This is a genomic window from Pantoea sp. Taur, assembly GCF_009830025.1.
Taxonomy (GTDB): Bacteria; Pseudomonadota; Gammaproteobacteria; order Enterobacterales; family Enterobacteriaceae; genus Pantoea; species Pantoea communis.
This window is the reverse complement of sequence record NZ_SZZZ01000033.1, coordinates 1-25,370: the sequence shown is the minus strand read 5'-3', so window position 1 is coordinate 25,370 and position 25,370 is coordinate 1. Positions and strand designations below refer to the sequence as shown.

Genomic DNA, 25,370 nt, shown 5'->3' with positions numbered 1-25,370 from the left:
GCCAGCTTCCTCAAGGCAGCGGCTGATGAGCGCAGGGTCAAGAACATCCGCGAGCGTATTCAGAGGATTACGAAGAGAATCGTAACGAGAGACGATATCAAGGGCCTGACTGAGCTGCATAAAAAAATCCGGAAACGAAGCGTTTCCGGATTCTTACACAGCCACTGGATCGTTCAACTGATCCTTAACTGATCGGCATTAGGGCAAACGCCCGGCTTTTTTATTTCCTGTTACTCATTTCTTCCCACCGCTTTAACGTTTCCTGCTGCCAAAGCTTCGCTTTTTATCCACTTCCCCGCATGATGACGGCTTCCTGTTAAACGTGCTGGAATCATCATGGATAGATTTGAAGAACTTCAGGTATTTGTCGCGGTGATTCAGCAAGGCAGCCTGGCCAGTGCTGCACGTTTTTTACAGCGCTCCCCTCCAGTTATTACCCGCACATTGAATGCCCTCGAGTCCCGGTTGGGCACGACCCTGATTGAACGCACCACTCGTCAACTGGCACCCACAGAAGCGGGCTGGCAGCTGTTCGAACGGGCTCAGCAAATATTAGGTGATTATCAGCACGCGCTCGATAGCGCGCATCACAGTGGCCTGCAGGGGCTGCTGCGCATCACCGCACCCGTGCCTTTCGGCCGCCGCCATATCATGCCGCTGGTGAATGCATTCTTGCATCAACATCCCGAGATGCAAATCGAAGTGGTGCTGAGTGACAGCTATCAGGATCTCATTGAGAACGGGTTGGATATCGCGCTGCGCATTGGCGAATTACAGGATTCTTCAATGGTGGCACGTAAAGTAGGCAGCGTGCGTTCGACGTTAGTGGCGAGCCCGGAATATCTTCGGCTTGCAGGTGCTCCCGCCCATCCGGCAGAGCTGCAGCAACATACGGTGATCACCAGTTTGCGTCACACACGTGAATGGCGCTTTGCCCAGGATTTACGCGTGCGAATTTTGCCTCGTCTGCGCGTAAACGATATTGAAAGCCAGCTGGAAACGCTGCGTGGCGGCCAGGGGATTGGACGTTTGCTGTCGTACCAGGTGCTGGATGATATTCGTGATGGCAAACTGATCCGTTTATTACCCGAGTGGGAGCCTGCCCCCTTGCCGGTACAACTGGTCACACAGCGGGTTAAAAACATGACGCCTAAGGTGCGGCAGTTCTGGGACTATGCGCTGGAACAATTGCCTGCGCTACCTTGTTTTACGCAGGAAAAGTTTAAAGCGGACCGTAATTCCTGATCGCGGTCACTGGTAAAAAATTTTCGCAGATTTATGCTAATTCGATCACAACCACACTTCCAGGAGAAGCCATGATGAAACTCTATTGCAAGCCCGGTGCCTGTTCGTTGTCACCGCATATTGTTGCGCGTGAATGCGGGCTGGACTTTACCCAGGTCAATGTCGATCTGCAGAAAAAGGTCACCGAGCAGGGAGAAGATTACTGGCAGATTAACCCCAAAGGACAGGTTCCGGCGCTGCAGTTTGATGACGGCAGCTTGTTAACCGAAGGCGTTGCCATTGTGCAGTATCTGGCGGATCTGAAGCCGGATCGCAATTTACTGGCACCGACCGGCAGCCTGACGCGCTACCACACCCTTGAATGGTTGAGCTTTGTCAGCAGTGAACTGCATAAAACCTTCTCGCCGCTGTTCCGTCCGGACACGCCGGAAGAGTACAAAGCGATTGTACGGGCGCAGTTAGAGAAAAAATATCAGGCGGTGAATGAAGCGCTGCAGGATAAGCAGTGGCTGATGGGACTGCGTTTTACCGTGGCCGATGTCTACCTGTTTGTGGTCACGCGTTGGGCAAAAGCCATCAAGTTGGATTTGAGCGGGTTAACGGCGCTTGAAGCCTGGTTTGATCGCGTGGCGGAGCGCCCTGCGGTGCAGGCAGCATTGAAAGCGGAAGGTTTGGTTTAAGCCGATTCAGGCGCACCCTGTGCGCCTGTTTTGCCTCTTGTCTGCAGGCTACCGGGTGGTCACCTGCAGATTTCGCAGCCGTTACAGCTTCTCAGCAGCAAAGTGCTGAGTCGGTTGCGCAATCGCGTCCTGCGCTGCCACCAGTTGCAACTCGTACTCGCCCATCTCGTGAGTTTTCAGCATCACTTCATACACTGCAGCAGTAACGTGTTCCAGTGCATCCTGTAACGATTTGCCGTGCAGCAGATCGACCAGCAGCAAACCACTGGTGAGATCGCCCACGCCCACCGGCTGACGAACCCCGAAATCCACCAGCGGACGGCTGATATGCCAGCACTCGTCAGCGGTGACCAGCAGCATCTCGAAGCGATCGCTGCGACGTCCGGCACGCGCCAGATGTTTCACCAGCACCACTTTCGGTCCCTGCGCCACTAACGCGCGTGCCGCCACTACCGCCTGCTCAACATTCGCCACTTCGTGGCCGCTGAGCATTTCCAGCTCCAGCAGGTTCGGCGCGATGATATCGCTGGCTGGCATCGCCATCTTGCAATGGAACTCCGCGACGCCAGGCGCCACAATGCAGCCCTTCTCGGGATGGCCCATCACCGGATCGCAGAAGAACCAGGCGTTGGGGTTAGCGGCTTTCACCTGACGCACGATTTCCAGAATCTGCTCGCCCTGCTCTGCAGACCCTAAATAGCCGCTCAGCACCGCATCACAGGTCTTCAGACGGTCAATCGCTGCAATGCCTTTGACGATGTCGGTGAGATGCGTAGCGGGCATCACAGTGCCGGTCCAGTGACCGTATTGCGTGTGGTTAGAGAACTGTACGGTGTTTAACGGCCAAACGTTTGCGCCCATACGGCGCATGGGGAATTCGGCGGCGCTGTTACCGGCGTGGCCGTAAACCACATGAGACTGGATTGCGAGGATATTTTTCATTATTGCCCTGTACTGCCTTGCCATAAAAAAGGGCCGGAAACCGGCCCTCGAACCTTACTGCCAGTTAATCAGGCAGTAGTGTTTTTTACCGCGACGCAACAGCGTGAAGCGACCAAACAGTTTGTCGCTGTCGCTGAAACGATACTCGGCGTCAGATTGTTTTTCACCGTTGAGAGAAACGGCGTTGGAACCGATCATGGTGCGAGCCTGACCGCGCGAAGGTACCAGCTCAGCCGCCACCAGCGCCTGTTGCAGGTCATCTTCTGCATTCAGATTGATCACCGGCATACCGTCTTGCGCCAGCTGTTCGAAGTCCGCTTCGGTCATCTCGGTCAGGCTGCCTGAGAACAGGCTGTCGGTAATACGTTTTGCCGCCGTCAGACCCGCTTCGCCGTGCACCAGACGTGTTACCTGCTCTGCCAGCACGTATTGGGCGCGTGGCGCTTTACCGCTGTTCTTGTCTTCTTCTTCCAGCGCATTGATCTCTTCAATGCTCATAAAGGTGAAGAACTTCAGGAAGCGATACACGTCTGAGTCAGCAGTGTTAATCCAGAACTGGTAGAACTTATATGGGCTGGTTTTCTTCGCATCGAGCCACACTGCGCCACCTTCGGTTTTACCGAATTTGGTGCCATCGGATTTGGTGATCAGCGGAACGGTCAAGCCCCACGCCTGCTGCTGATGCAGACGGCGCGTCAGATCGATACCTGACGTGATGTTGCCCCACTGGTCAGAACCGCCAATCTGCAGCACCACATCGTGACGCTTGTTCAGTTCCGCAAAGTCGTAACCCTGCAGCAAGTTGTAGGAGAACTCGGTGTAAGAAATCCCCTGATCTTCACGGTTCAGACGCTGCTTCACCGCTTCGCGGTTGATCATCTGGTTCACCGAGAAGTGCTTACCGATGTCACGCAGGAAAGTCAGCACGTTCATGCCGCCAAACCAGTCGTAGTTGTTCGCTGCGATAGCACTATTATCGCCGCAGTCGAAGCTGAGGAATGGCGCCACCTGGTTGCGGATCTTTTCAACCCATTCGCCCACGGTATCCGCGGTGTTAAGTTTACGTTCTGCTGCTTTAAAGCTGGGATCGCCAATCAGACCGGTGGCACCACCCACCAGCGCGACCGGCTTGTGTCCGGCGTCCTGAAAACGTTTCAGGCAGAGCAGCGGCACCAGATGGCCCAAATGCAAGCTATCAGCGGTCGGATCGAAGCCGCAATAGAGTGCAATTGGCCCTTGCGCCAGTCGCTCTGCTAACGCTTCCTCGTCCGTTACCTGGGCGACTAAGCCCCTTTCTTGCAATTGTTGTATCAGGTTACTGCTGGTCATCACTGACTCCAAATTGATCAGACTGCACCTAGGCTGGTACACAGCTTTCCGCTGAGATGCGGATACGAAAAAAATGAGGGCTATAGCATAAAGCGCTGACGCCAACTGCGCCAGCGTTGATAGGGGATAAAACGCAGTTTTACGGCGCTAAACGGTCAATCGTCCAGCCGTTGCCTTCACGTTGGTAGAGGAAGCGGTCGTGCAGGCGATGTTCGCCGCCCTGCCAGAACTCCACGGTATGGAATTTGACGCGATATCCGCCCCAGAAACTGGGTAAAGGCACTTCGCCTTGCTGGAATTTTTGCTTAAGTTCAAGGAACTTGCCTTCCAGCACACCACGCGCCGAAATACGGCTTGATTGCTTCGACACCCAGGCACCGATCTGGCTATCCCGTGGGCGGCTGCTAAAGTATTTCAGCACTTCCAGTGGCGACAGTTTTTCCACTTCTCCTAATACCATCACCTGGCGTTCAAGAAAGTGCCATGGGAAATGCAGCGAGATGCGCGGATTGTCCGCCAACTGCAGCGCTTTGCGGCTGCCCAGATTGGTGTAAAACACCATGCCTTGTTCATCGTAATGCTTCAGCAACACAATACGCTGATAAGGCTGGCCGCTGCTGTCAACGGTGGCGACGGTCATTGCTGTAGGATCGGGCAGTTGGGCATCGCACGCCTGCTTGAGCCAGTGTTCAAACAACGCCAGCGGATTGTCTGGCAGATCGTTACGTCTAAGCCCGCCGCGAGTGTACTCACGACGTAAATGGGCAATGTTTTGCAAGCTGTCACTGTCGCTCATGCTGATTCTCTTCGTTACTGGGCGGACGTATCCGCATTTTGCAATTCACAGTCATTAATCACGATTTTGTCATTACGCTCAACAAAAGCGCCATTGCCTTTCGACCAGAAGACATAAGTGCCGTCGCTGTAGCGCGCGCCGGAAGCTGATACGGTTTGGGTTAAGGTGAGCGGTTTACCATCCAGAATAAAGCTCACCTGCTGCTTCGGATTGTCCAGTGTCACCGTTAACGGTAACGTGCCGCACTGATAGCGCAATGTCTGTGGTGTCGGCTGCTCTTTGTGCATCATGCCGCAGCCACTCATCGCGACGACACAGCTCAACAGAATAACGATTTTTTTCATCTTTCACTCCTTAATGTGTCAATCTGGCATTCGCCGGATAAATGGCGCCCAATACACTCATTTCCCGTGCACCGGTGACGGCAGGCAAATTGCCTGGCAAACCGGACAAGGTGCGAAACGCTAGCCAGGCGAAGGCCAACGCTTCCATATCATCACCACTGATCCCGGCGTCATCCGTCGTCCCCACTTCTGTACCCGGCAAATGGGCCGCCAGCCGCGCCATCAGCAATGGGTTGCGACTGCCGCCACCACACACCAGCAGGCGATCGCAGCCATCATTGAGCTGAACTTGTTGAGCAATGGTCAATGCGGTGAGTTCGCTGAGTGTGGCCTGCACATCCTGCGGTGCCAGCGCCGGGAAACGCTGTAATTGACGTTCAACCCAGCCGAGATTGAAGTATTCACGACCGGTACTTTTCGGTGGTGGCAGCGCGAACCAGGGGTCGTTGAGCATTTCCTCCAGCAGTGCAGGCACCACCTGACCACTGCGCGCCCAGCTAGCATCCTTATCATAGGGCACGCCCTTATGACGCCAAATCCAGGCATCAATCAACATATTGCCAGGCCCGGTATCAAAGCCACGCACAGGCTGACCGGGGATCAATAATGACAGATTGGCAATACCGCCAATGTTGAGCACCATGCGCCGTTCAACGCTGTCCATCAGCAGCGCCTGATGGAACGCGGGAACCAGTGGCGCGCCTTGTCCGCCTAAGGCCATGTCGCGACGACGAAAATCGGCCACCACGGTAATTCCCGTGGCGGCGGCGATTTGATTGCTGTCCCCAATCTGTAGCGTATTCGGGGTGTCGCTCTGCGGCTCATGCCACACGGTCTGACCATGACAACCTATTGCCATGATGTCGCTGGCTTCCAGCGATTGCTGCTGCATTAGCGTTAACACCGCTTCGGCAAATAGCTTGCCCAGCCGTGTATCCAGTTGGCCGAGTTGCGACAGCGTCAGCGATTGCCCCTGACAGATTGCCAGCACCTGTTGCCGAATCTCCTGCGGCATCGGGTGACAATAGCTGGCCTGCTGCGCGACCATATGATTATCAATCACCGCCAGTACCACATCGACACCGTCGAGGCTGGTGCCGGACATCACACCAATATAGCGTCCTGATTTCATAGCGGTTCCTTACTCACGCGCGAGTCTTCAATTCGATTCTGTTTAGCCTGGCAAATATCAGCGGCTAATTCTATGATAAAATTCCGCTTTTCAACCGCACCGCACACGGCATTTCAGCGATAAAATATTTTCAGCACGAAATTGAATTTTTGTTGAGGGGCAATGGTCTATCCTTCGCCTCAGCCGCGTATTATTTGGACATAGAGTCAATTGCCAGCTTTCTGTCTTATACTCTTGCTGTAGAGGACGAGAACATGGCGTTTTTTTGCATTAAGGAGCTTTCTGATGATTAAGCGTTTTGTAGCCGTGGCACTGACCGGCCTGACGCTGGCAGGTTGTGTCAGCAATGACACCCTTTCCGGTGATGTGTATAGCGCCAATGAAGCCAAACAAGTACAAAGTGTCTCATACGGTACTCTGGTGTCGGTTCGCCCGGTTAAAATCCAGGGTGGCGATGAAAATAACGTGATTGGCGCGATTGGTGGTGCGGTGCTGGGTGGTTTCCTCGGTAACACCATTGGTGGTGGCACCGGTCGCAGCCTGGCCACAGCAGGCGGTGCGGTACTTGGCGGCGTAGCAGGCCAGGGCGTGCAGGGTGCAGTCAACAAGTCTGACGGTGTTGAGCTGGAAATCCGTAAAGACGACGGCAACACCATTATGGTGGTGCAGAAGCAGGCCGCAACCCGTTACTCAGTGGGTCAGCGCGTCGTCATGGCGTCGAATGGCAGCCAGGTGACCGTTTCACCACGCTAAGCGAACAGATAAAAAAAACCGACGCCAGCGCGTCGGTTTTTTTATTTCTCGCGGTTTTGGAACTCGAGAATGTTTTTTTCCAGTCGAGCAATCAGCGTGACCATTTGATTAATCTCTTCAAGGCTGATGCCCGAAAGGATGTCATCGCGGGTCGCATCAATCACATTTTCAACCTGCTCGATAATCGGCTCGGCCTGCTTCGTCAACTTAATGCGTTTGGCACGACGGTCGTTAGCACAGGTGGCACGCGTAATGAGTCCCTTCTCTTCCAACTGATCCAACGTACGCACCAGCGAAGGTTGTTCAATACCAATGGCTTTGGCCAGCTGGATCTGCGACTGCTCTGGCGGAAGTTGATGAATATTGTGTAACGTCACCCAATGCGTTTGTGTCAACTCAAGCGGCTTCAAACGCTGGTCAATCAAGGCACGCCAGATGCGTACCAGCCGAGACAGGTCTGTACCGAGGGGCGTATCCATTTCATCTCCTTATAATTAGCTTGCTAGCTATCAAGCCAGATTTTACACTATTCTGCGAGTTTACAGGACAAATTACAAATCCCAGGCCAGACGGCACGCTCTCTTCTACGCTAGTTTGAGAGAGAACCTGGGACAATGAAGGATGAAGACACGTGTCCATTACCGCACTTTCCGCCACCGCTCCGCTTACCGACCTGGTATTTGGTGCCTCGCTGTTCTTTCCGCCGCTGTTTAAAGCTGTGCTGCTGGGTTTCTTTTTCTGGTTACTGATTCACCCGTTGCTGCGCGGCTGGATGTACTCCGGCGACATCTGGCATCCCACCTTAATGGATCTTTCCCTGTTTGTTCTGTGCGTCACTGGCGCACTGTGGATACTGAGCCTCGGATAAATCACCATGAAATTCAACCCTTTTAAATACTTTTCAACACTGGTGGTGTTTGCCCTGGCCCTGATTGCCGGCTGGTGGATGTGGAACTACTACATGCAGTCACCGTGGACACGTGATGGCAAAGTGCGCGCTGAGCTGGTGGATATCACACCGGAAGTGTCTGGCCGCATCATTGATCTCAAGGTGCATGACAACCAGTTTGTGCATAAAGGTGACATCCTTTTAAAGATCGATCCCGTGCCCTGGCAAATTGCGCTGGATAATGCGGATGCCCAACTGGCGAAGGCGCAATCCGATTTGGCCAAAGCCCAACACGAAGCCAATCGCCGTGCCAGCCTGCCACGTAATGTGATCTCAGCAGAAGATATGGATGCCGCACGACTGACAGCGAACGCCGCCGCAGCAACGGCTAAAGCGGCACAGGCGAGTCTGGATCAGGCGCGCTGGAATCTGCAACAAACCACCCTTACCGCGCCCACCGACGGTTGGATCAGCAACCTGACGCTGCGTCCCGGCAACTACGCCACCGCCGGAACACCGTTGTTCGCCCTGGTGGATAGCCACTCCTATTATGTGATGGGCTATTTCGAAGAGACCAAACTGCGTCACATTCAGCCCGGCGCCGACGCGCAAATCGTACTCTACAGTAATGGCACTCGCTTACAGGGAAAAGTGGAGAGTATCGGGCGCGCTATTTACGATCAAAGCGTTTCAACCGATGGCGGTTTAGTGCCAGACATCAAACCCAACGTGCCTTGGGTGCGCTTGGCACAGCGTGTGCCGGTACGCATTCGTTTGGATGCGATCCCTGATGATGTTCCGCTCGTGGCGGGCACCACCTGTACGATTTCCATCGCACATTGAGGCCGTCATGAATCTGCAGTGGCTGGCCTGGCAAAATCTGCCGTGGATTAAAGCAACCGGCGGCGAATGGCGCTATGCCTTGCGTAATGCGATTGCGATGTGTCTGGCGCTCACCATCGCCTATGCGCTGCAACTGGATGAACCCTATTGGGCGATGACCTCCGCCGCCGTGGTGAGTTTTCCCACCGTGGGCGGTGCGATCAGTAAAAGTCTGGGGCGGATTGTCGGCAGCCTGCTCGGTGCCACCGCCGCGCTGCTGATTGCCGGGCATACGCTCAACGAACCCTGGCTATTTGCCTTTTTTATGGCCGGCTGGCTGGCGTTTTGTACCTGGATCGCCAACCACTATCAAAACAATGTCGCCTACGCATTCTCTCTGGCCGGGTACACCGCAGCGATCATTGCCTTTAGCAGCGTCAATATTACCGATGTGACCCAATTGTGGGTTATCACTCAGGCGCGCGTTTGCGAGGTGATTTCAGGCATTTTATGTGCCGGACTGATGATGATGGTTTTGCCCAGCACGTCGGATGGCAACACCTTGATGAATTCGTTGCGGCAGATGCACGCCCGTCTGCTCGACCATGCGGTTTTACTGCTGCAACAAAGCAGTACTGATAACGTGCGCACCGCGCATGAGAATGTCATCAGCCAGATTCTCACTATGAACTTGCTGCGTATTCAGGCCTTCTGGAGCCATTACCGCTATCGCCGTCAGAACAACGTGCTTAACTATGTTTTGCACCAGCAGTTGCGCCTGACCAGCGTTCTCTCCAGCCTGCGCCGCATGCTGCTGAATTGGCCGGATGCACCACCGGAACTTTACACCGCCATTCAACAGTTGTTACACGAACTCGCATTGCCCCAGTGTGATAAGTATCGTCTGGCGCGCATACTGCGCAGTGTGACACCGGACGCCACCGGCGATTATCGTCAGCGCGCGTTTGTTCAACGTTTACGTTATTTCTGCTGGGTTTACCTCAACGTAAATCGCTGGATACGTTTGATTGAGCGCGCAGACGCCGATACGCGCTTTCAGCCGCCAAAAGTGCCCTCTCTGGCACGTGAAAGTGACAGCGCTGAAGCCGGCTGGAGTGCGTTGCGCACCTTTAGCGTGATCATGCTGGGCTGTGCTTTCTGGATTGGCACACAATGGGATGCGGGTGCGGCAGCCCTGACGCTGACCGCGATTGCCTGCGTACTCTACTCTTCCGCTCCCTCTCCCAGCGGCAGCGTGTCACTGCTGCTGAAAACCCTGATATGGCTGTCGGTGTTTAGTTTTCTGCTGCAATACGGTTTGATGGTACAAATCAGCGCCCTGTGGCAATTTCTGCTGGTGCTGTTTCCGCTGCTGATCACCTTGCAACTGTTTAAGCTGCAGCAGAAAAAACGCGCGGGGATGTGGGGACAATTTATTGTTTTTATGGGTTCATTTATTGCCGTCACCAACCCGCCAGACTGGGATTACCAAAGCTTTCTCAACGATAATCTGGCCAAAGTGTGTGGCGTGCTGCTGGCATGGATGGCTTTTCAGGTACTGCGCCCCAGCTCCGATGCGCGCCGTAGCCGCAGGCATATTCGCGCGTTACGCCATGCATTTCTTGACCAGCTGCGACGCCATCCACGTCTCAGCGAAAGCCACTTTGAATCGCAGATCTACCATCACATCAGCCAGCTAAGTAGTAGCCGCGATGAACAAGCGCGTGTCTGGTTGCTGCGCTGGGGCGTGGTGCTGCTCAACTGTTCCCATATTGTCTGGCAATTACGCGAATGGCGGCCTGCCTCAGCCACTCTGGCGCAAATGCGCGATAGCAGTTTGCAGGGTCTGCAACGGATTATGAGCCTGCGCGGCGTGCGTCATACTTCGTTGCAGGCCACGCTGGATGAGCTGGAAGGGATGATTGCGCAACTGCAGCAGCAGCCTGATAGCGAAGCCAATACGCTGGCGGGCATTTTATGGCGCCTGCGCTGTTCGTTAGCACAGTTAAGTCAGGCGGTGCCGGATTGATTACTGGCAATATTGTGTGGTCTGGCGGTTAAAATCATCCTGCAACTGCTGCAAGGTTTTGTGCCCTTCAAAACGGGTTTTGTCTTGCTCGGTCATCGGCTCAATCACCAGGTATCGCTCCTCATACGAATAGATAAAGCGACGATCGAGAAACGTGCCGGTGAAACTTTTCCCCCGGATTGAGCCGCAAACCGTGGTTAACGTGCGGTGAAAAAACTCGGTGTGCAGGAAATTGGTTTCGGTGGCGCTACGCAGCACATTCTGACAGCCCTGTGCCTGTAACTGTTCGAGCGTGTGCGGGGTAAGCCACTCCCGTCCGCGAGCGATATCTTCACAACTTGCACGCAGCGGGTTGGTATCAATGGTGCGCTGTAACTGGCGGCTGGTGTCTAACCTCAACTGCGTTTCGTTAGGTTGATCACATCCCGCGAGTAATACACATAACAGCAAAATCCCACGCGTTTTCATTCCTGCCCCTGAGAGGTTTTATTCCTGAATCAACATCATAGGACGGATAGCGTGCGGAGTGTAGCGGGAAAGTGGGTCAGAATTTTTCCGGCAATGAAAAGATGCAGACGGCAGATTGCCTGCCGCCTGAGAGTTTAAATCACACCGCAGGCAAATCGGGCACCGCCTCCCCCTAACGGCTGCGGATGATCTGCATGATTATCGCCACCCACATGAACCATTAACGCCTTCCCTTTCACTTCGCTCAGCGATTTTATACGCGGCGCCACCACCGGGTAATCGGCCTTGCCATCGTCAGTGACATACAGAGCAGGCAGATCGCCCAAGTGACCCTCTGCGTAAGGCCCGAGATGTTTGCCGGTGTTTTGTGGATCCAGATGTCCACCCGCTGCGCCGGCCGCAACAGTTTTGCCATCCGATTGACCAGGCTCACAACTGCCTTTGGCATGCACGTGGAAGCCGTGAATGCCCGGTTTCAGGCCGGTTAGCGCGGGGGCGAACTGCAAACCATATGGCGTTTCACTGATGGTGACTTTGCCAATGGCGGCGCCGATACCCTGTGCGGTGACCTCATGCAATGTCACCTCTTCAGAGGCGGCCTGAGCGCCAGCAGCACAGACCAGCGCCAGTGTGGCGATGAGAATTTTTTTCATAACGTCTCCTTACGGTTGAAATGCCCTGTAAGCCTGGACCGGAATAGGCCAGGCTGCCGTAATTTGACGTAGTTTTACGCTTCAGGGCACATCAAAACCGAGTGCCGCTTTGCGAATGCGGAACCACTGCTGACGATCGAGCGTCAGTTGGCAAGCGCCTGCCGCTTCGCTGACGCGCGTGGCTTTACCGGATCCGATGATTGGCAGTGGGCGGCTTGGCAATTTCATCACCCACGCATACACCACCTGTTCAATGCTGCTCGCGCCGATTTCCTGTTTGACCTGCTCAAGCTCATCACGCAGCGGCTGATGATGCGCATCGTTAAACAGACGTCCACCGCCTAAACAGGACCATGCCATCGGGCGGATGCGCACCTGCTGACACTGGTCGAGCGTGCCATCGAGCAGCGTTGACTGTTCCAGCGGAGAGATTTCCAGTTGGTTGGTGACCAGGCTAAACGGCAGGCGAGATTGCAGCAGCGTGAACTGGGAAGCGGTAAAGTTCGACACACCGAAGTGACGCACTTTGCCGCTCTGATGCAGTGCCATAAAGGCTTCGGCCATTTCATCTGCATCCATTAGTGGATCCGGGCGATGAATCAGCAGCAGATCGAGATAATCGGTGTTGAAGTAGCGCAGGGAATTTTCCGCACTGTGCAGGATGTGACTGGCCTCGGTAATGTAATGGCCAATTTTATGTTCCGGTTTGGCGCGTGTTGCAATGCCGCATTTGGTGACAATCTGCAGTTTTTCACGCAGCCCCGGCGCCAGACGCAGCGCCTCGCCAAAAGCGGCTTCACAACCGTAGTTACCATAAATATCGGCGTGATCGACAGTGGTGATGCCCAATGACAGATGATGCTCGATAAAAGCCACTAACTGCTGCGGCGTCATGCCCCACTCCAGCAGGCGCCAGTAGCCAACGATCAGCGGTGAGAATTGAGGTCCCTGCGGGGCGATAGTTTGCGGTTGTAACATCGGTAAACTCCCTTGAACGCGAAAGCGGAAAGCGAAGCTGGGAGTATAACGGAAAGGCAAATCATCGTTTTCTTAAAACAGTGAGGGTTGTTCCGGATCATGATTCTCATCGACTTTTTGTTGTCGATGCAGGCGCAGCCAACGTTGACGACATAACCGCAACACATCACGTTTTTGCGCATCGGTAAACTTCATCCAGTTAAAGCGTTCCTCACGGCTACGCAGACAGCCGCGACAATAGCCGCGAGCATCACTCTGACAGATGCCGCGACACGGGCTGGGAACAGGAAAGAACTCTAATTGCTCGGCCACATCCACTCCGGTTTAACAATAAGCTTTATATTGATAACAGCTTAGTGACAATGTGCAAAGCGTATACGTAGTTCGCCCAGATTTCATCCAGCCATCACCACGGAAATGGATATTTACCATTGTTCTCAGCGCAAAAACCTTTGGTTGGGTACTGTTTAATAAGCGTTAAGGTTTTCCTCATATTGAATTCATACGATTGTCACATTCCATCCTGCTACTGAGTTTTCATGAAATTCCCGAACAAGTTACAGTGCCATGCCAGCAGTTTTAATCTGATTGCCGCCCTGTTTTTTACCCTCGTGCTCAACGCCCTGTTTCTACTGCGCGCGTGGGAAATTATCCCTTACGATCGCCTTCACGATTACCTGTTTGCTGCCAGCATTCCGGTGGTGCTGGCCTCTGCGTTCTATCTGATTTTCTCGTTGCTGGCATGGCCCTATGTTCGCAAGCCGCTGCTTATTCTGTTGGTGCTGGCCAGCGCCGCCGCTAACTACTTTATGCACAGCTTCGGTACGGTGATCGACACCAACATGATCGAAAACGTGTTTGAGTCAGATGCTCAGGAAGCTGGAGCACTGATCAGCAGTGGTTATGTGGTGTGGATGATTTTGATGGGGTTGGTGCCCGTCGCCGCCATCTGCATGGTGCGCATTAAAACGGGCCAACGCTGGTGGTGGAGCCTGCTGCAACGCCTGGCCGGGGCGCTGGGTGCGATTTTGCTGATTCTGCTGATGGCGGTGCTGTTCTACAAAGATTACGCTTCGCTGATTCGCAACAATAAAGGGCTGGTGAAGATGATCACCCCGGCCAATATTGTCAGCGGCACCGGTCATTACGTTGATCAGCGTTATCTGCAAGGCAGCCAGGCGCTGGTCAAAATTGGCCAGGATGCCAAAAAAGGCCCGCTGATCGCCGCGGAACCGAAGAAAACGCTGGTGGTATTAGTGGTCGGCGAAACCGGACGTGCTGAGAACTTCTCTCTTGGCGGCTATGCGCGTGAAACCAATCCTGAACTGAAAAAACAGCAGGTCATCTACTATCCCGACGCCAGTTCTTGTGGCACGGAGACCGCCATTTCAGTGCCCTGCATGTTCTCCAACATGCCGCGAGAACATTACGACGCCAACCTGGCGCATCATCAGGAAGGCGTGTTAGATATTCTCGCCCACGCCGGGGTCAGTGTGTTGTGGCGCGAAAACGATGGCGGCTGTAAAGGGGCCTGCGATCGCGTGCCGCACACCGATATGACACAGTGGAATTTATCGCAATATTGCCACGATGGTTTCTGTCTCGATGATGTTCTGCTACATCGTTTTGATCACTATGTGGACAGTCTGCACAATGACGGGATTATCGTGTTACATCAAATGGGCAGCCACGGTCCGGCCTATTATCAGCGTTATCCGGCGGAATTCCGTCGCTTCACGCCAACCTGCGATAGCAACCAGATTCAGGATTGCGATCATCAGGCGTTGGTGAATACCTATGATAACTCTCTGTTGTACACCGACGATGTGGTGAGCCGCACCATTGATAAACTCAAAGCTTTGAGCGATCGCTTCAACGTAGCGCTGGTCTATCTCTCAGATCACGGTGAATCACTGGGTGAACACGGTATGTATCTGCACGGTGCGCCTTATATGTTTGCGCCCTCACAGCAGACACATATCCCACTGTTGATGTGGATGTCACCAGGCTATGCGTCGGCGTTCCACATTAACGAGACCTGTTTACGCCAGCAGGCCGCGAGTGAGAAAGTGTCGCAAGACAATCTTTTCCATACGGTTTTGGGCATGTTCAACATCCAAACGCAAGAGTACCAACCGCAACTGGACATGATCAGATCGTGCCAAAATGCCGGATAAGGTTTGCATTAGACCGACTGGTCTAATACTGTGTGGCCCATGAACAAGACTGTGCAACGCAACGAAACCCGTGAACATCTGCTCGCTACTGGCGAGCAGGTTTGTCTGCAACGCGGTTTTATCGGCATGGGCCTGAGCGAAATGCTGGCGCTGGCGGAAGTGCCAAAAGGATCGTTTTACCACTACTTCCGCTCCAAAGAAGCTTTTGGCGTGGCGTTGCTGGAACGCTATTTCGTTAACTACCTGCAGCAGGTCGATCAGCAGTTAAATCAGCCGGGCTTGTCAGCGCGGGAACGTTTGCTGGCCCACTTCCGCTATGGCGCCACGCTGTTTATCGAGCAAGGCCATATCGTGGGCTGTTTGGGTGTGAAGTTATCGGCGGAAGTCTGCGATTTATCAGAACCGATGCGTGATGCCTTGCAGCATGGTGCCAGCGCCATGATCGCGACTTATGCCCGCTGTTTGAGCGAAGTCGCCGCTGAACAGCCGCTGCCTTATGGACAAACGCCCGAGCAACTGGCACAGCGCTGTTACCTGTTGTGGTTAGGCGCCAGTTTGCAAAGCAAAATTTCGCGAGAGTCAGGCCCGATTACCCTGGCACTTGAAACCATTGAACAGTGGCTGAATGGCCACTGATTTTTAAAAACCGCAGTTTCTAGACGACCGGTCTACTTATAGGAGTCATCATGGCGAGTAAACAGCTGTTCTCCCCACTCAAAGTGGGCGCGATTACCGTACCTAACCGTGTATTTATGGCACCGCTGACGCGTCTGCGCAGCATTGAGCCGGGCGATATCCCGACTCCGCTGATGGCGGAATATTATCAGCAGCGCGCCAGCGCCGGTCTGATCATTACTGAAGCAACGCAGATCTCTTTCCAGGCGAAAGGTTATGCTGGTGCACCGGGTTTGCATACTCAGCAGCAAATTGCCGCGTGGAAAGTGATCAACGAAAGCATTCATGCGGCGAAAGGTCACAGCGCGGTGCAACTGTGGCACACCGGCCGTATCTCGCATAACAGCGTTCAGCCGGAAGGCAAAGCGCCTGTTGCACCTTCAGCTCTGGCTGCGGGCACGCGTACCTCACTGCGTGCTGAAGATGGCACCGTTTACCGTGAAGATACCTCCCTGCCGCGTGAATTGAGCGTGGCGGAAATTCAGCAGATCGTAAAAGATTTCGGTCAGGCGGCGGCAAACGCTCGTGAAGCTGATTTCGACCTGCTGGAGCTGCATTCTGCTCACGGCTACCTGATGCACCAGTTCCTGGCGCCGGGTTCCAACCAGCGCACCGATGAATACGGTGGCTCGATTGAGAAACGCGGTCGATTCGCGCTGGAAGTGGTGGATGCGGCGATTGCTAACTGGTCTGCCGATCGTATCGGCATTCGTATCTCGCCAATCGGAGCCTTCCAGAATCTGGAAAATGGAGCCGATGAAGAAGCTGCCGCGCTGTGGTACATCTCCGAGCTGGGCCAGCGTGGTCTCGCGTATCTGCACCTGTCTGAACCAGACTGGGCCGGTGGCCAGCCTTACAGCGATGCTTTCCGTGCAAAAGTGCGTGCGCTGTTCCCAGGCGTAATCATCGGTGCGGGTGCTTACAGCGTTGAGAAAGCTGACGACCTGATTGCACGTGGCTTGATTGATGCCGTGGCCTTTGGTCGCGACTTTATTGCTAACCCGGATCTGGTTGAGCGTCTGCAGCAAGACGCACCACTGAATCCACAGCGTCCGGAAAGCTTCTACGGCGGCGGCGCTGAAGGCTATACGGATTACCCAAGCCTGTAAGAATCAAGCTGCCGCACCGGATGTGCGGCAGTGCTGTTTCTTCAGGGCATTAACTGGCTATACTTGCTAGTCTTTGTCATTCCCTGATGACTTTTCAAAAGAGGATGTTATGCGTTTACTTCACACCATGTTACGCGTTGGCGATCTGCAACGTTCTATCGATTTTTATACCCGTGTGCTGGGCATGCGCGTACTGCGTCAGAGCGAAAACACCGAATACAAATACACCCTGGCTTTCGTGGGTTACACCGAAGAGAGTGAAGGCGCGGTGATCGAACTGACCTACAACTGGGGCGTGGACAAGTACGACCTCGGTAATGCTTATGGTCATATCGCGCTGGGCGTCGATAACGTCGCTGAGACCTGCGAGCGCATCCGCAGTGTCGGTGGCAACGTGACGCGTGAAGCCGGTCCGGTAAAAGGCGGCACCACCATTATTGCCTTTGTTGAAGATCCCGATGGCTACAAAATCGAGCTGATCGAAAACAAACATGCTGGTCACGGCCTCGGTCACTGATGCCGTTAGTCAGTCTGCTAATTTGCAGGCTGACTTCCCTCTCCTGCTGCACCCTCCTGTAATTTTTGCCATAATGCGCGCTGCCCCATTTCTTGCTATGAGATCCTGATGTCTGAATCGAACGCCTTAAACGCTCTTCATCAACGCTTCCGTGGTTTTTATCCTGTGGTTATTGACGTCGAAACCGCCGGCTTTAACGCGCAAACCGATGCGCTGCTGGAAATTGCGGCCACCACGCTCAAGATGGATGAGGACGGTTGGTTACACCGTGATGAAACCCTGCACTTTCACGTTGAGCCGTTCGAAGGCGCGATCCTGAATCCTGCGGCGCTGGCGTTTACCGGTATCGATCCCTCCAACCCTTTACGCGGCGCGGTGAGCGAATACGAAGCGCTGCATGCTATCTTCAAGATGGTGCGCAAAGGCACCAAAGATCATGGCTGTAATCGCGCCATTATCGTGGCGCACAATGCAACTTTCGATTTGAACTTTGTGATGGCCGCCGCCGAACGCGCCAGCCTGAAGCGTAATCCCTTCCATCCGTTTGCGACCTTTGATACCGCGGCACTGAGCGGTTTGGTGTTGGGACAGACGGTATTGGCAAAAGCCTGCAAAGCGGCGGGGATGGAGTTTGATAGCACGCAGGCGCACTCCGCGCTGTACGACACCGAGCAAACGGCCACGCTGTTCTGTGAGTTGGTGAATCGCTGGAAACGTTTGGGGGGCTGGCCACTGGCTTTCAGTGAAGAACAGACTGAAGACGATGCCTCTGCCTGATTGCCTGATTGGCTGATTGGCTGATTGGCTGATTGGCTGATTGGCTGATTTCAGGATGAGTACGCAAAGAAAAGGCCGACATGTGTCGGCCTTCGCAATTATTCCGCTTCTTTATACTTCTCAGCAGTTTCTTTCACCAGCGGCTGCAATTCGCCACGCTGGAACATCTCAACGATAATGTCGCAACCGCCGACCAGCTCGCCATCCACCCACAATTGCGGGAAAGTCGGCCAGTTGGCGTATTTTGGCAATTCTGCACGGATATCCGGGTTTTGCAGAATATCCACATACGCGAAGCGCTCACCACAGGCAGAAAGCGCCTGCACAGCCTGTGCAGAGAAACCGCAGCTTGGCAGTTTCGGGGAACCTTTCATGTATAACAGAATCGGGTTTTCTGCGATCTGGCGCTGAATTTTTTCAACAGTACTCATTATTGCCTTCCTTAATCCTTCACTTCGTGTTTGTTTATTGTAGCGACTTCAGCCCCGCACTGAAAACGGGATTTTGCGTTACCGACCGGCTGATCGCCATGTTTGTTAAGTGCTGAGTGTACAGATAACATTTTCCTATCATTAATAAGCATGAACAAATTAATAATTAGCAATAATTTCGCTGCGTTAAACAGCTGAAATCGCTCAATTTAGCGACATTATCTGCCTGGTAACAGATTAATAGAAAAAGGCCTTACCTTTTGGAAAAAAAGTGGATTAGAATTGCTTCGGCGCTGATCGTTGATCAGATTTCTCTTACTCTGCCGCAGCCTGCTTTTAGCCAGACTGCTTAACCTGTAACCGGACTATGCGTTTACTGATTACGCTTTTCATACTGGCTTTTGCCCAACTGTTCTTTAACGTGGCTTCTGCTTCTCAGCATGCCCCGATTAATGCCAGTTTGCATAATGCTGAGAAAAAAAGTGCGCGTGAAGATGAGCGCCGCAAGCGACGCCCGGTTAAAACAACGGCTAAAAAGTCTCGCCTGACCACCGTGCAGAAGCTCAAGCTGAAAAAGCAGAGTAAAACCGAAACCGCCTCAAATAAATCCAGCCGCAAAAAATCCCTGCTGAAGTCGCCATTGAAAAAGTATGGCCATCAACGCCTCGCGAAAAAGTCCCCTGATGTGGACGATGAAGTTCAGGGACTCACTGGCATCAAGATGAGCAAATCCCACCGCCTGCGCTACCAAAAGGCACGCGAAACCGCGATGACGAAGTTGATGGGGCAACTGGGCAAGCCTTACCAGTGGGGTGGCACCTCACCCCATACCGGTTTCGATTGCAGTGGTTTGGTCTGGTATGCCTATAAAGATCTCGTCAAATACAAATTCCCACGCACGGCGAATGAGATGTATCACCTGCACGATGCCGCGCCCATTAAGCGTGAGATGCTGGAGAAAGGGGATTTGGTATTCTTCCGCATCAATAATCGCGGGACTGCCGATCATGTGGGTGTTTACCTCGGCAACGGTAAATTCATTCAGTCACCCCGCACCGGTAAAGACATTCAGATTAGCGCATTGGGCGAAGACTACTGGCAGAAACACTATGTCGGTGCGCGCCGTATGATGACTCCAAAAACTATTCGCTAATTGTTGCGCAACATCCTGGGGCTCTCGCCACAAAAAAAGCCGGACGCTTAATCAGTGCCGGCTTTTTTTATTGATGCGCTTTGAATTAATGAAGAATGGCGGTGAAGCTAAACGCAATAATCATCAACAGTGCGCCAACCGTGGTCATTAGCGCCAGCTTTAAATCTGTACTCATCACTACTCCTTAGTCACACATTTATTAGGGTTAAAACAATTTTCGCACAGCGGTGGGCAAAAATCTCGTCTTATCCGCGCTGGCTTGCTAGAATCGCCGCCTTTCGTTGCGCAACTGATTTTGCGCATGCTGTATTTACAGCCTGCTGAAGTGATTTTCCCTGCCTGAAACGGCAGATTTGCCCCCCCCCTTTTAGGGCATAAAACCCTTCGCAGACGCAAACGTTTAACAATATACTTATCAGTAAGTTGCGATAAGCCGGGGAGTACCTTTTTCATGGCAACAATTAAAGATGTAGCGAAACGCGCGGGTGTATCTACCACCACCGTTTCGCATGTCATCAACAAAACGCGTTTTGTTGCAGAGGAAACGCGTAACGCCGTATGGGAAGCGATTAAAGAGCTGCACTATTCGCCGAGCGCCGTTGCGCGTAGTTTGAAGGTGAATCACACCAAAACGCTGGGACTGTTAGCCACTTCCAGCGAAGCGCCCTACTTTGCCGAAATTATCGAAGCGGTTGAGAACCACTGTTTCGAACGCGGCTATACCTTGATTCTGGGCAACGCACATAACGATTTGCAAAAGCAGCGCGCTTACCTGTCGATGATGGCGCAAAAGCGTGTGGATGGTCTGTTAGTCATGTGCTCCGAGTATCCTGACGATTTGCTGCAGATGCTGGAAGACAACCGCAACATTCCGATGGTCGTGATGGACTGGGGCGCATCTCGCGGCGACTTCACCGATACCGTACAGGATAACGCCTTCCAGGGGGGTTACCTGGCCGGACGCTACCTTATCGAGCGCGGTCACCGAGATATCGGTGCGATTCCGGGTCAAATGGAGCGCAACACCGGCGGCGGGCGCCATGCGGGCTTCCTGCAGGCGATGAGCGAAGGCGGTGTGACCGTGCGGCCTGAATGGGTTGTTCAGGGCGACTTCGAGCCAGAATCGGGTTATCAGGCGATGCAGCAGATCCTTAATCAGAAACAGCGTCCGACCGCCGTGTTCTGCGGGGGCGATATCATGGCGATGGGCGCGATCTGTGCCGCCGATGAGATGGGACTGCGCGTGCCGCAGGACATCTCCGTGATTGGCTATGATAACGTGCGCAACGCGCGCTACTTCACCCCTGCGCTCACCACAGTTCACCAGCCGAAAGCGGAGTTGGGCAAAAAAGCGCTGGAAATGCTGCTGGATCGCATCACCAGCAAACGCGAAGAGCCGCAAACCATTGAGGTCCAGCCTACACTGATTGAGCGGCGCTCCGTGGCGGACGGCCCGTTCCGTGATTACCGCCGTTAAAGCTGATTTTCGCTGAGCCACTCGTGGTTCAGCGTTTCAGCATCGCCAAGATAGACGAGTAACCACTCCAGCGCGGGTGACGCACGCTGTTCTGACCAACTGACGCAGCAGGGACTTTCCGGAAACGGCTGCGGCAGTGATAGCTCGACCAACGCACCCTTATCCAATAATGGCCGCGCCAGGTGGCCTGGCACCATGCCCACGCACAATCCCGCCTGCAAACAATCCATCCCTGTTTCCCACTCTGGCACCACCAGACGTCGCTGATTATCCAGCGTCCAGGTCATGCGTCTCGGTAATGCGCGGGACGTATCTTCCAGCACCAGCGATGGCCAGGCACGCAACACTTCTTCATTGAGGTCGGTACTCGCGGCCAGAGGATGGTCGGGACTGACCACACAACGCCAGTTGAGGGCACCCATATCCTGAAAGGCAAAACGTCCACCCACCGGGATCGCCTGGGTGGCGCCAATCGCCACATCGACCCGCCCGTCCGCTAAGGCATCCCATACACCGTTAAATACCTCGTAGCTGATGATCAATTCCATATCCGGGAAATGACGGTAAAAATCCTTTACCAGTTGTCGGGTACGCTGGGGTTTTACAATGCAATCCACGGCAATACTGAGCTGTCCGCGCCAGCCATTCGCCAGTTGCTGGCATTGCCTGCGGGTTGCCAGCATTTTTTTGATAACAGATCGCCCTTCACGCACAAAATGCTCGCCTGCAGGGGTTAACACCACCTCACGGTGCTGACGCTCAAACAACGGCACGGCCAGCCAGGTTTCCAGCTGACGCACCGTATAGCTGACGGCAGAGGGCACGCGATGTAATTCCTGCGCCGCTGCGCTGAAACTGCCATTGCGCGCGACGGCGTCCACTACTTCCAGCGCATACTCAGACCACATACTTTTGCCTTCAAAAATTTTAACAGCACTGCGCAAATTTTAGCGTTTCACAAAGAATGACGCACTCTTTTACACTCCCCGACGTTCAATCTGCCAATGAGAATTACTATGTTGTCGTCAAAAGGATTTATGCCCTATCTTGCCGTGCTCAGCATGCTCGGCTTCCTCGCTACGGATATGTATCTGCCTGCTTTTGGCGATATGCAGCGTGACTTCGCCACCGCGCCGGGCACCATCAGCGCCAGCCTCAGTCTATTTCTCGGTGGTTTTGCCTGCGCCCAGGTATTCTGGGGACCGTTGTCAGATCGCTTTGGACGTAAACCCATTTTATTGGCAGGTTTGACGATTTTTGCCCTGGGTTGCCTGGGGATGTTATGGGTGACGGACGTCAATATGATGCTGGCACTGCGCTTTGTGCAGGCGGTTGGCGTGTGCGCCGCCGCGGTCAGCTGGCAGGCACTGGTGGTCGATCGCTACCCCAAAGCCCAGGCCAATAAAGTTTTTGCTACCATAATGCCACTGGTTGCCCTTTCTCCTGCGCTGGCACCTTTGTTAGGTGCATGGCTGATGGGCCATTTCCACTGGCGCAGTATCTTTGTCGTGCTGACGATCATTGCCGTGCTGCTGGTCATCGGCACGCTGCAGCTTGCTGCGCCTAAAAAAGCCAAAGCAGATAATGCTCCGCAACCCGGCTGGCTGAATCTGCTCTCCACACGTGTCTACAGCGGCAACGTGCTGATCTACTCTGCCTGTTCTGCCAGTTTCTTTGCCTGGCTAACCGGTTCGCCGTTTATCCTGGCGTCTGCGGGTTTAACTCCCGCCGATATTGGTCTGAGCTATATTCCGCAAACCATCGCGTTTTTGATTGGTGGCTTTGGTTGCCGCGCGATGCTGAGCCGATTTCAAGGATCGCAACTGCTGTCGTGGCTGTTGGTGCTTTACAGCCTGAGCATATTAAGTCTGTTTGTCGTCGCGATGCTGCCTGCGCCTTCGTTGATTGCTCTGCTGCTGCCTTTCTGTGGCATGGCACTGGCCAATGGCGCCATTTACCCGATTGTGGTTTCCAGCGCATTAGCGCCTTTTCCGCACGCCACGGGCAAAGCCGCAGGTTTGCAAAATCTGCTGCAACTGGGTTTGTGCTTTATCGCCAGCCTGTTGGTCTCTGCCGGATTACAACAGGCGCTCTATAACACCACACTGGTGATGGTCGCCACTGTGGTGCTGGCCTGGGCTGGCTTCATCTGGCAACGCAGCTTAAACGCACAAAGTGATATTGCTCACACCTCCCGTCCCTGCGAAGATAATCACTGATGCAACGATTATCGTTAGCAAACTAACGATAACCCGTTGAATATTGACCCACGTGAGCATATACTCAGTGGGTCAGCATTTCTGCAACAAATCAATAACATAATTGCATTAATTTTAAGCGACCCTGTCGCTGGGATGGCGTCTGCACGATCTTCCTCTCTTGATTGGTGCCAGACATTTCTATTCAGATTCATACCTCTGTAAAACGTCGGATATCTGGCGCACGGATTTTCCGTGAGTTCTCTCACAGGCCTTAGGAAATTGACTATTATTTCCACAGGTTCAAATCGGAAGGGTGATGGAGAAGCTATGAGTTCATCGTGTATAGAAGAAGTGAGCCTTGAAGAAAACCACTGGTTTCGCATCGTCAACGAATTACTGGAACGCGCTGATGTTGCAGTCAATGGCACACGCCCCTGGGATATTCAGGTCAAGCATCCGGATTTTTTTAAACGTGTTTTGCAGGAAGGATCGCTAGGTCTGGGTGAAAGTTATATGGATGGCTGGTGGGATTGCGAACAATTGGATGTCTTTTTCCATCGCGTTCTGCAACAACATCTGGATAAACAACTCCCGCGTCATTTTAAAGATACCTTGCGTATTGCGGCCGCGCGTTTAACCAATTTACAGTCTAAGAAACGCGCCTGGATTGTCGGGAAAGAACATTACGATCTCGGTAACGATCTTTTTTCACTGATGCTCGATCCCTTTATGCAGTACTCCTGCGGTTACTGGAAAGACGCTGAAACACTGGAACAGGCTCAGTATGCCAAGCTGGATATGATCTGCCGCAAATTGCAGCTTGAACCCGGCATGACGTTGCTGGATATCGGCTGCGGCTGGGGCGGACTGGCTGAATTTGCCGCGCGCAATTATGGCGTCAAAGTGCATGGCGTCACCATCTCGGCTGAGCAACAGAAGTTAGCCCAGCAGCGCTGTGAAGGGCTGGACGTGACCATTTTGCTGCAGGATTACCGTGATTTGAATTTGCAGTTCGATCGCATTGTATCCGTCGGCATGTTCGAACACGTGGGGCCGAAAAACTATGCCACTTATTTTGACGTTGCCGATCGCAATCTCAAACCAGACGGCATATTTTTACTGCACACCATTGGTGCCATCACCACCGATATGAATGTGGATCCATGGATTGATAAATATATCTTCCCCAACGGGTGTTTACCGTCTGTGCGTCAAATTGCTGATGCCAGCGAGAAGCATTTTATTATGGAAGACTGGCATAATTTTGGTGCGGATTATGACACCACCCTGATGGCATGGCATGAACGATTCCAGAAGACCTGGCCGCAACTGGAAGAAAAATACGGCGATCGCTTCAAACGGATGTTTAGTTATTATCTCAATGCTTGCGCCGGCGCTTTCCGCGCGCGTGACATCCAATTGTGGCAGGTGGTATTCAGTCGCGGTAAAGAAGGTGGTTTACGCGTTGCACGGTAATCAAGGATAAGAATTTAAAAAGGCGCCGCGGCGTAATGCTTGTCAGTTAAGATCTTAATGGAGGCCGCAACGGATAACGTTGTGGCCTCTTTTTTACCGCCCTTGGGTAATGCCGCACTCTTCTTTCCGGCAGCACCAGCCCTGGAGCCATCGCCATTATCTCTTCCATTATCCGCGGTATTTTTCCCGGTGAGATGCCCGGTAGCAGGCTCAGATGACTTCTCAGATACAGTGCGGACTGCTTAAAACTCATCTGATAAGGTTCCACGCCTTTCAGGCTGTACGCCATCTGCGCCATCATGAACCTCAGAAGGTTA

General features: G+C 53.4%; 29 protein-coding genes and 1 pseudogene. 15 read left to right on the top strand and 15 right to left on the bottom strand.

The window, feature by feature from the left end:
• Positions 1 to 120: hypothetical protein (locus FD744_RS25730; RefSeq protein ID WP_237449367.1), on the bottom strand; the 120-nt coding region annotated here is incomplete at its 3' end.
• Between the two features lie 216 nt (positions 121 to 336).
• Here FD744_RS25730 and FD744_RS24250 point away from each other — a divergent pair.
• Both FD744_RS24250 and gstA read left to right on the top strand, forming a co-directional pair.
• Positions 337 to 1,245, top strand: a complete 909-nt coding sequence (locus FD744_RS24250) for a LysR family transcriptional regulator (protein ID WP_160869830.1) — start codon at positions 337 to 339, stop codon at positions 1,243 to 1,245.
• A gap of 74 nt (positions 1,246 to 1,319) precedes the next feature.
• Positions 1,320 to 1,925, top strand: a complete 606-nt coding sequence (gstA, locus tag FD744_RS24245; RefSeq protein ID WP_202403713.1) for a glutathione transferase GstA — start codon at positions 1,320 to 1,322, stop codon at positions 1,923 to 1,925.
• Between the two features lie 81 nt (positions 1,926 to 2,006).
• On the opposite strand, the gene pdxY is transcribed toward gstA, so the two are convergent.
• From pdxY to anmK, 5 genes are all read right to left on the bottom strand, one after another.
• On the bottom strand, positions 2,007 to 2,867 hold the full coding sequence (gene pdxY / locus FD744_RS24240) for a pyridoxal kinase PdxY (protein ID WP_045813989.1): 861 nt from the start codon (positions 2,865 to 2,867) through the stop codon (positions 2,007 to 2,009).
• 54 nt (positions 2,868 to 2,921) lie between these two features.
• Positions 2,922 to 4,196: a tyrosine--tRNA ligase gene (gene tyrS, locus FD744_RS24235; protein ID WP_160869828.1), complete on the bottom strand. Its 1,275-nt coding sequence runs from the start codon at positions 4,194 to 4,196 to the stop codon at positions 2,922 to 2,924.
• 139 nt (positions 4,197 to 4,335) lie between these two features.
• Positions 4,336 to 4,992: a pyridoxamine 5'-phosphate oxidase gene (gene pdxH / locus FD744_RS24230; protein WP_045834198.1), complete on the bottom strand. Its 657-nt coding sequence runs from the start codon at positions 4,990 to 4,992 to the stop codon at positions 4,336 to 4,338.
• 14 nt (positions 4,993 to 5,006) lie between these two features.
• Positions 5,007 to 5,336 (bottom strand): MliC family protein, encoded by a 330-nt coding sequence (locus tag FD744_RS24225; protein WP_160869826.1) that lies wholly within the window; start codon positions 5,334 to 5,336, stop codon positions 5,007 to 5,009.
• A gap of 10 nt (positions 5,337 to 5,346) precedes the next feature.
• Positions 5,347 to 6,468: an anhydro-N-acetylmuramic acid kinase gene (anmK, locus tag FD744_RS24220; protein WP_097119284.1), complete on the bottom strand. Its 1,122-nt coding sequence runs from the start codon at positions 6,466 to 6,468 to the stop codon at positions 5,347 to 5,349.
• 285 nt (positions 6,469 to 6,753) lie between these two features.
• Here anmK and slyB point away from each other — a divergent pair, with 285 nt between their 5' ends.
• On the top strand, positions 6,754 to 7,221 hold the full coding sequence (gene slyB / locus FD744_RS24215) for an outer membrane lipoprotein SlyB (RefSeq protein ID WP_034821586.1): 468 nt from the start codon (positions 6,754 to 6,756) through the stop codon (positions 7,219 to 7,221).
• Positions 7,222 to 7,262: 41 nt separating this feature from the next.
• On the opposite strand, the gene slyA is transcribed toward slyB, so the two are convergent.
• The gene (gene slyA, locus FD744_RS24210; protein WP_034821588.1) at positions 7,263 to 7,700 is read right to left on the bottom strand and encodes a transcriptional regulator SlyA; all 438 of its coding nucleotides are present in this window, start codon (positions 7,698 to 7,700) and stop codon (positions 7,263 to 7,265) included.
• A 152-nt stretch (positions 7,701 to 7,852) separates the two neighbouring features.
• Here slyA and FD744_RS24205 point away from each other — a divergent pair, with 152 nt between their 5' ends.
• The 3 genes from FD744_RS24205 to FD744_RS24195 are packed head-to-tail and all read left to right on the top strand — an operon-like array spanning position 7,853 to position 10,961.
• Positions 7,853 to 8,089, top strand: a complete 237-nt coding sequence (locus FD744_RS24205) for a DUF1656 domain-containing protein (protein ID WP_038647264.1) — start codon at positions 7,853 to 7,855, stop codon at positions 8,087 to 8,089.
• 6 nt (positions 8,090 to 8,095) lie between these two features.
• Positions 8,096 to 8,953 carry an HlyD family secretion protein gene (locus FD744_RS24200; protein ID WP_058959762.1) on the top strand — a complete coding sequence of 286 codons (858 nt, stop codon included), beginning with the start codon at positions 8,096 to 8,098 and terminating at the stop codon, positions 8,951 to 8,953.
• 7 nt (positions 8,954 to 8,960) lie between these two features.
• Entirely contained in the window at positions 8,961 to 10,961 is a 2,001-nt protein-coding gene (locus FD744_RS24195) for an FUSC family protein (protein ID WP_160869824.1), read from the top strand.
• On the opposite strand, the gene FD744_RS24190 is transcribed toward FD744_RS24195, so the two are convergent.
• The 4 genes from FD744_RS24190 to FD744_RS24175 form a co-directional block, all read right to left on the bottom strand.
• Positions 10,962 to 11,429 (bottom strand): hypothetical protein, encoded by a 468-nt coding sequence (locus FD744_RS24190; protein WP_034821596.1) that lies wholly within the window; start codon positions 11,427 to 11,429, stop codon positions 10,962 to 10,964.
• A 134-nt stretch (positions 11,430 to 11,563) separates the two neighbouring features.
• Positions 11,564 to 12,082: a superoxide dismutase family protein gene (gene sodC / locus FD744_RS24185; protein WP_160869822.1), complete on the bottom strand. Its 519-nt coding sequence runs from the start codon at positions 12,080 to 12,082 to the stop codon at positions 11,564 to 11,566.
• A gap of 81 nt (positions 12,083 to 12,163) precedes the next feature.
• Positions 12,164 to 13,060, bottom strand: coding sequence for an aldo/keto reductase family oxidoreductase (locus FD744_RS24180; RefSeq protein WP_160869820.1), 897 nt, complete (start codon positions 13,058 to 13,060; stop codon positions 12,164 to 12,166).
• A gap of 72 nt (positions 13,061 to 13,132) precedes the next feature.
• Positions 13,133 to 13,372, bottom strand: coding sequence for a DUF1289 domain-containing protein (locus FD744_RS24175; RefSeq protein WP_034821614.1), 240 nt, complete (start codon positions 13,370 to 13,372; stop codon positions 13,133 to 13,135).
• Positions 13,373 to 13,599: 227 nt separating this feature from the next.
• Here FD744_RS24175 and eptA point away from each other — a divergent pair, with 227 nt between their 5' ends.
• The 5 genes from eptA (at position 13,600) to rnt (ending at position 18,315) form a co-directional block, all read left to right on the top strand.
• The gene (eptA, locus tag FD744_RS24170) at positions 13,600 to 15,237 is read left to right on the top strand and encodes a phosphoethanolamine transferase EptA (RefSeq protein ID WP_160869818.1); all 1,638 of its coding nucleotides are present in this window, start codon (positions 13,600 to 13,602) and stop codon (positions 15,235 to 15,237) included.
• A 39-nt stretch (positions 15,238 to 15,276) separates the two neighbouring features.
• Positions 15,277 to 15,873, top strand: coding sequence for a TetR/AcrR family transcriptional regulator (locus FD744_RS24165; protein ID WP_160869816.1), 597 nt, complete (start codon positions 15,277 to 15,279; stop codon positions 15,871 to 15,873).
• Positions 15,874 to 15,923: 50 nt separating this feature from the next.
• Positions 15,924 to 17,021 (top strand): alkene reductase, encoded by a 1,098-nt coding sequence (locus FD744_RS24160; RefSeq protein ID WP_058959756.1) that lies wholly within the window; start codon positions 15,924 to 15,926, stop codon positions 17,019 to 17,021.
• Positions 17,022 to 17,130: 109 nt separating this feature from the next.
• A complete protein-coding gene (gene gloA, locus FD744_RS24155) occupies positions 17,131 to 17,538 on the top strand; it encodes a lactoylglutathione lyase (RefSeq protein WP_034821634.1) in 408 nt (135 codons plus the stop codon).
• A gap of 108 nt (positions 17,539 to 17,646) precedes the next feature.
• The gene (gene rnt / locus FD744_RS24150) at positions 17,647 to 18,315 is read left to right on the top strand and encodes a ribonuclease T (RefSeq protein WP_045813980.1); all 669 of its coding nucleotides are present in this window, start codon (positions 17,647 to 17,649) and stop codon (positions 18,313 to 18,315) included.
• A 98-nt stretch (positions 18,316 to 18,413) separates the two neighbouring features.
• On the opposite strand, the gene FD744_RS24145 is transcribed toward rnt, so the two are convergent.
• A complete protein-coding gene (locus FD744_RS24145) occupies positions 18,414 to 18,749 on the bottom strand; it encodes a Grx4 family monothiol glutaredoxin (protein ID WP_176505800.1) in 336 nt (111 codons plus the stop codon).
• A gap of 364 nt (positions 18,750 to 19,113) precedes the next feature.
• On the opposite strand from FD744_RS24145, the gene FD744_RS24140 reads away from it, so the two are divergent.
• The gene (locus FD744_RS24140) at positions 19,114 to 19,899 is read left to right on the top strand and encodes a C40 family peptidase (RefSeq protein WP_160869814.1); all 786 of its coding nucleotides are present in this window, start codon (positions 19,114 to 19,116) and stop codon (positions 19,897 to 19,899) included.
• 85 nt (positions 19,900 to 19,984) lie between these two features.
• Here FD744_RS24140 and FD744_RS24135 read toward each other — a convergent pair whose 3' ends face one another.
• Positions 19,985 to 20,074: a YnhF family membrane protein gene (locus FD744_RS24135; RefSeq protein ID WP_097119278.1), complete on the bottom strand. Its 90-nt coding sequence runs from the start codon at positions 20,072 to 20,074 to the stop codon at positions 19,985 to 19,987.
• Between the two features lie 276 nt (positions 20,075 to 20,350).
• Between FD744_RS24135 and purR the strand changes: the two genes are divergently transcribed.
• Positions 20,351 to 21,376 (top strand): HTH-type transcriptional repressor PurR, encoded by a 1,026-nt coding sequence (purR, locus tag FD744_RS24130; protein ID WP_034821643.1) that lies wholly within the window; start codon positions 20,351 to 20,353, stop codon positions 21,374 to 21,376.
• Here purR and punR read toward each other — a convergent pair.
• Positions 21,373 to 22,284, bottom strand: a complete 912-nt coding sequence (gene punR / locus FD744_RS24125) for a DNA-binding transcriptional activator PunR (protein ID WP_160834600.1) — start codon at positions 22,282 to 22,284, stop codon at positions 21,373 to 21,375. The genes purR and punR overlap by 4 nt on opposite strands.
• A gap of 108 nt (positions 22,285 to 22,392) precedes the next feature.
• Between punR and punC the strand changes: the two genes are divergently transcribed.
• Both punC and cfa read left to right on the top strand, forming a co-directional pair.
• A complete protein-coding gene (gene punC, locus FD744_RS24120) occupies positions 22,393 to 23,595 on the top strand; it encodes a purine nucleoside transporter PunC (RefSeq protein ID WP_160869812.1) in 1,203 nt (400 codons plus the stop codon).
• Between the two features lie 309 nt (positions 23,596 to 23,904).
• The gene (cfa, locus tag FD744_RS24115; protein WP_034821653.1) at positions 23,905 to 25,053 is read left to right on the top strand and encodes a cyclopropane fatty acyl phospholipid synthase; all 1,149 of its coding nucleotides are present in this window, start codon (positions 23,905 to 23,907) and stop codon (positions 25,051 to 25,053) included.
• A 46-nt stretch (positions 25,054 to 25,099) separates the two neighbouring features.
• On the opposite strand, the pseudogene FD744_RS25725 reads toward cfa, so the two are convergent.
• A pseudogene (locus FD744_RS25725) lies at positions 25,100 to 25,370 on the bottom strand (IS4 family transposase); the annotation flags it as partial.

Excerpts from the sequence above, each read along its gene's own strand:
- FD744_RS24250 (WP_160869830.1), top strand. The coding sequence starts at position 337 with ATGGATAGATTTGAAGAACTTCAGGTATTTGTCGCGGTGATTCAGCAA.
- gstA (WP_202403713.1), top strand. The coding sequence starts at position 1,320 with ATGAAACTCTATTGCAAGCCCGGTGCCTGTTCGTTGTCACCGCATATT.
- pdxY (WP_045813989.1), bottom strand. The coding sequence starts at position 2,867 with ATGAAAAATATCCTCGCAATCCAGTCTCATGTGGTTTACGGCCACGCC.
- tyrS (WP_160869828.1), bottom strand. The coding sequence starts at position 4,196 with ATGACCAGCAGTAACCTGATACAACAATTGCAAGAAAGGGGCTTAGTC.
- pdxH (WP_045834198.1), bottom strand. The coding sequence starts at position 4,992 with ATGAGCGACAGTGACAGCTTGCAAAACATTGCCCATTTACGTCGTGAG.
- FD744_RS24225 (WP_160869826.1), bottom strand. The coding sequence starts at position 5,336 with ATGAAAAAAATCGTTATTCTGTTGAGCTGTGTCGTCGCGATGAGTGGC.
- anmK (WP_097119284.1), bottom strand. The coding sequence starts at position 6,468 with ATGAAATCAGGACGCTATATTGGTGTGATGTCCGGCACCAGCCTCGAC.
- slyB (WP_034821586.1), top strand. The coding sequence starts at position 6,754 with ATGATTAAGCGTTTTGTAGCCGTGGCACTGACCGGCCTGACGCTGGCA.
- slyA (WP_034821588.1), bottom strand. The coding sequence starts at position 7,700 with ATGGATACGCCCCTCGGTACAGACCTGTCTCGGCTGGTACGCATCTGG.
- FD744_RS24200 (WP_058959762.1), top strand. The coding sequence starts at position 8,096 with ATGAAATTCAACCCTTTTAAATACTTTTCAACACTGGTGGTGTTTGCC.
- FD744_RS24195 (WP_160869824.1), top strand. The coding sequence starts at position 8,961 with ATGAATCTGCAGTGGCTGGCCTGGCAAAATCTGCCGTGGATTAAAGCA.
- FD744_RS24190 (WP_034821596.1), bottom strand. The coding sequence starts at position 11,429 with ATGAAAACGCGTGGGATTTTGCTGTTATGTGTATTACTCGCGGGATGT.
- sodC (WP_160869822.1), bottom strand. The coding sequence starts at position 12,082 with ATGAAAAAAATTCTCATCGCCACACTGGCGCTGGTCTGTGCTGCTGGC.
- FD744_RS24180 (WP_160869820.1), bottom strand. The coding sequence starts at position 13,060 with ATGTTACAACCGCAAACTATCGCCCCGCAGGGACCTCAATTCTCACCG.
- eptA (WP_160869818.1), top strand. The coding sequence starts at position 13,600 with ATGAAATTCCCGAACAAGTTACAGTGCCATGCCAGCAGTTTTAATCTG.
- FD744_RS24165 (WP_160869816.1), top strand. The coding sequence starts at position 15,277 with ATGAACAAGACTGTGCAACGCAACGAAACCCGTGAACATCTGCTCGCT.
- FD744_RS24160 (WP_058959756.1), top strand. The coding sequence starts at position 15,924 with ATGGCGAGTAAACAGCTGTTCTCCCCACTCAAAGTGGGCGCGATTACC.
- gloA (WP_034821634.1), top strand. The coding sequence starts at position 17,131 with ATGCGTTTACTTCACACCATGTTACGCGTTGGCGATCTGCAACGTTCT.
- rnt (WP_045813980.1), top strand. The coding sequence starts at position 17,647 with ATGTCTGAATCGAACGCCTTAAACGCTCTTCATCAACGCTTCCGTGGT.
- FD744_RS24140 (WP_160869814.1), top strand. The coding sequence starts at position 19,114 with ATGCGTTTACTGATTACGCTTTTCATACTGGCTTTTGCCCAACTGTTC.
- FD744_RS24135 (WP_097119278.1), bottom strand. The coding sequence starts at position 20,074 with ATGAGTACAGATTTAAAGCTGGCGCTAATGACCACGGTTGGCGCACTG.
- purR (WP_034821643.1), top strand. The coding sequence starts at position 20,351 with ATGGCAACAATTAAAGATGTAGCGAAACGCGCGGGTGTATCTACCACC.
- punR (WP_160834600.1), bottom strand. The coding sequence starts at position 22,284 with ATGTGGTCTGAGTATGCGCTGGAAGTAGTGGACGCCGTCGCGCGCAAT.
- punC (WP_160869812.1), top strand. The coding sequence starts at position 22,393 with ATGTTGTCGTCAAAAGGATTTATGCCCTATCTTGCCGTGCTCAGCATG.
- cfa (WP_034821653.1), top strand. The coding sequence starts at position 23,905 with ATGAGTTCATCGTGTATAGAAGAAGTGAGCCTTGAAGAAAACCACTGG.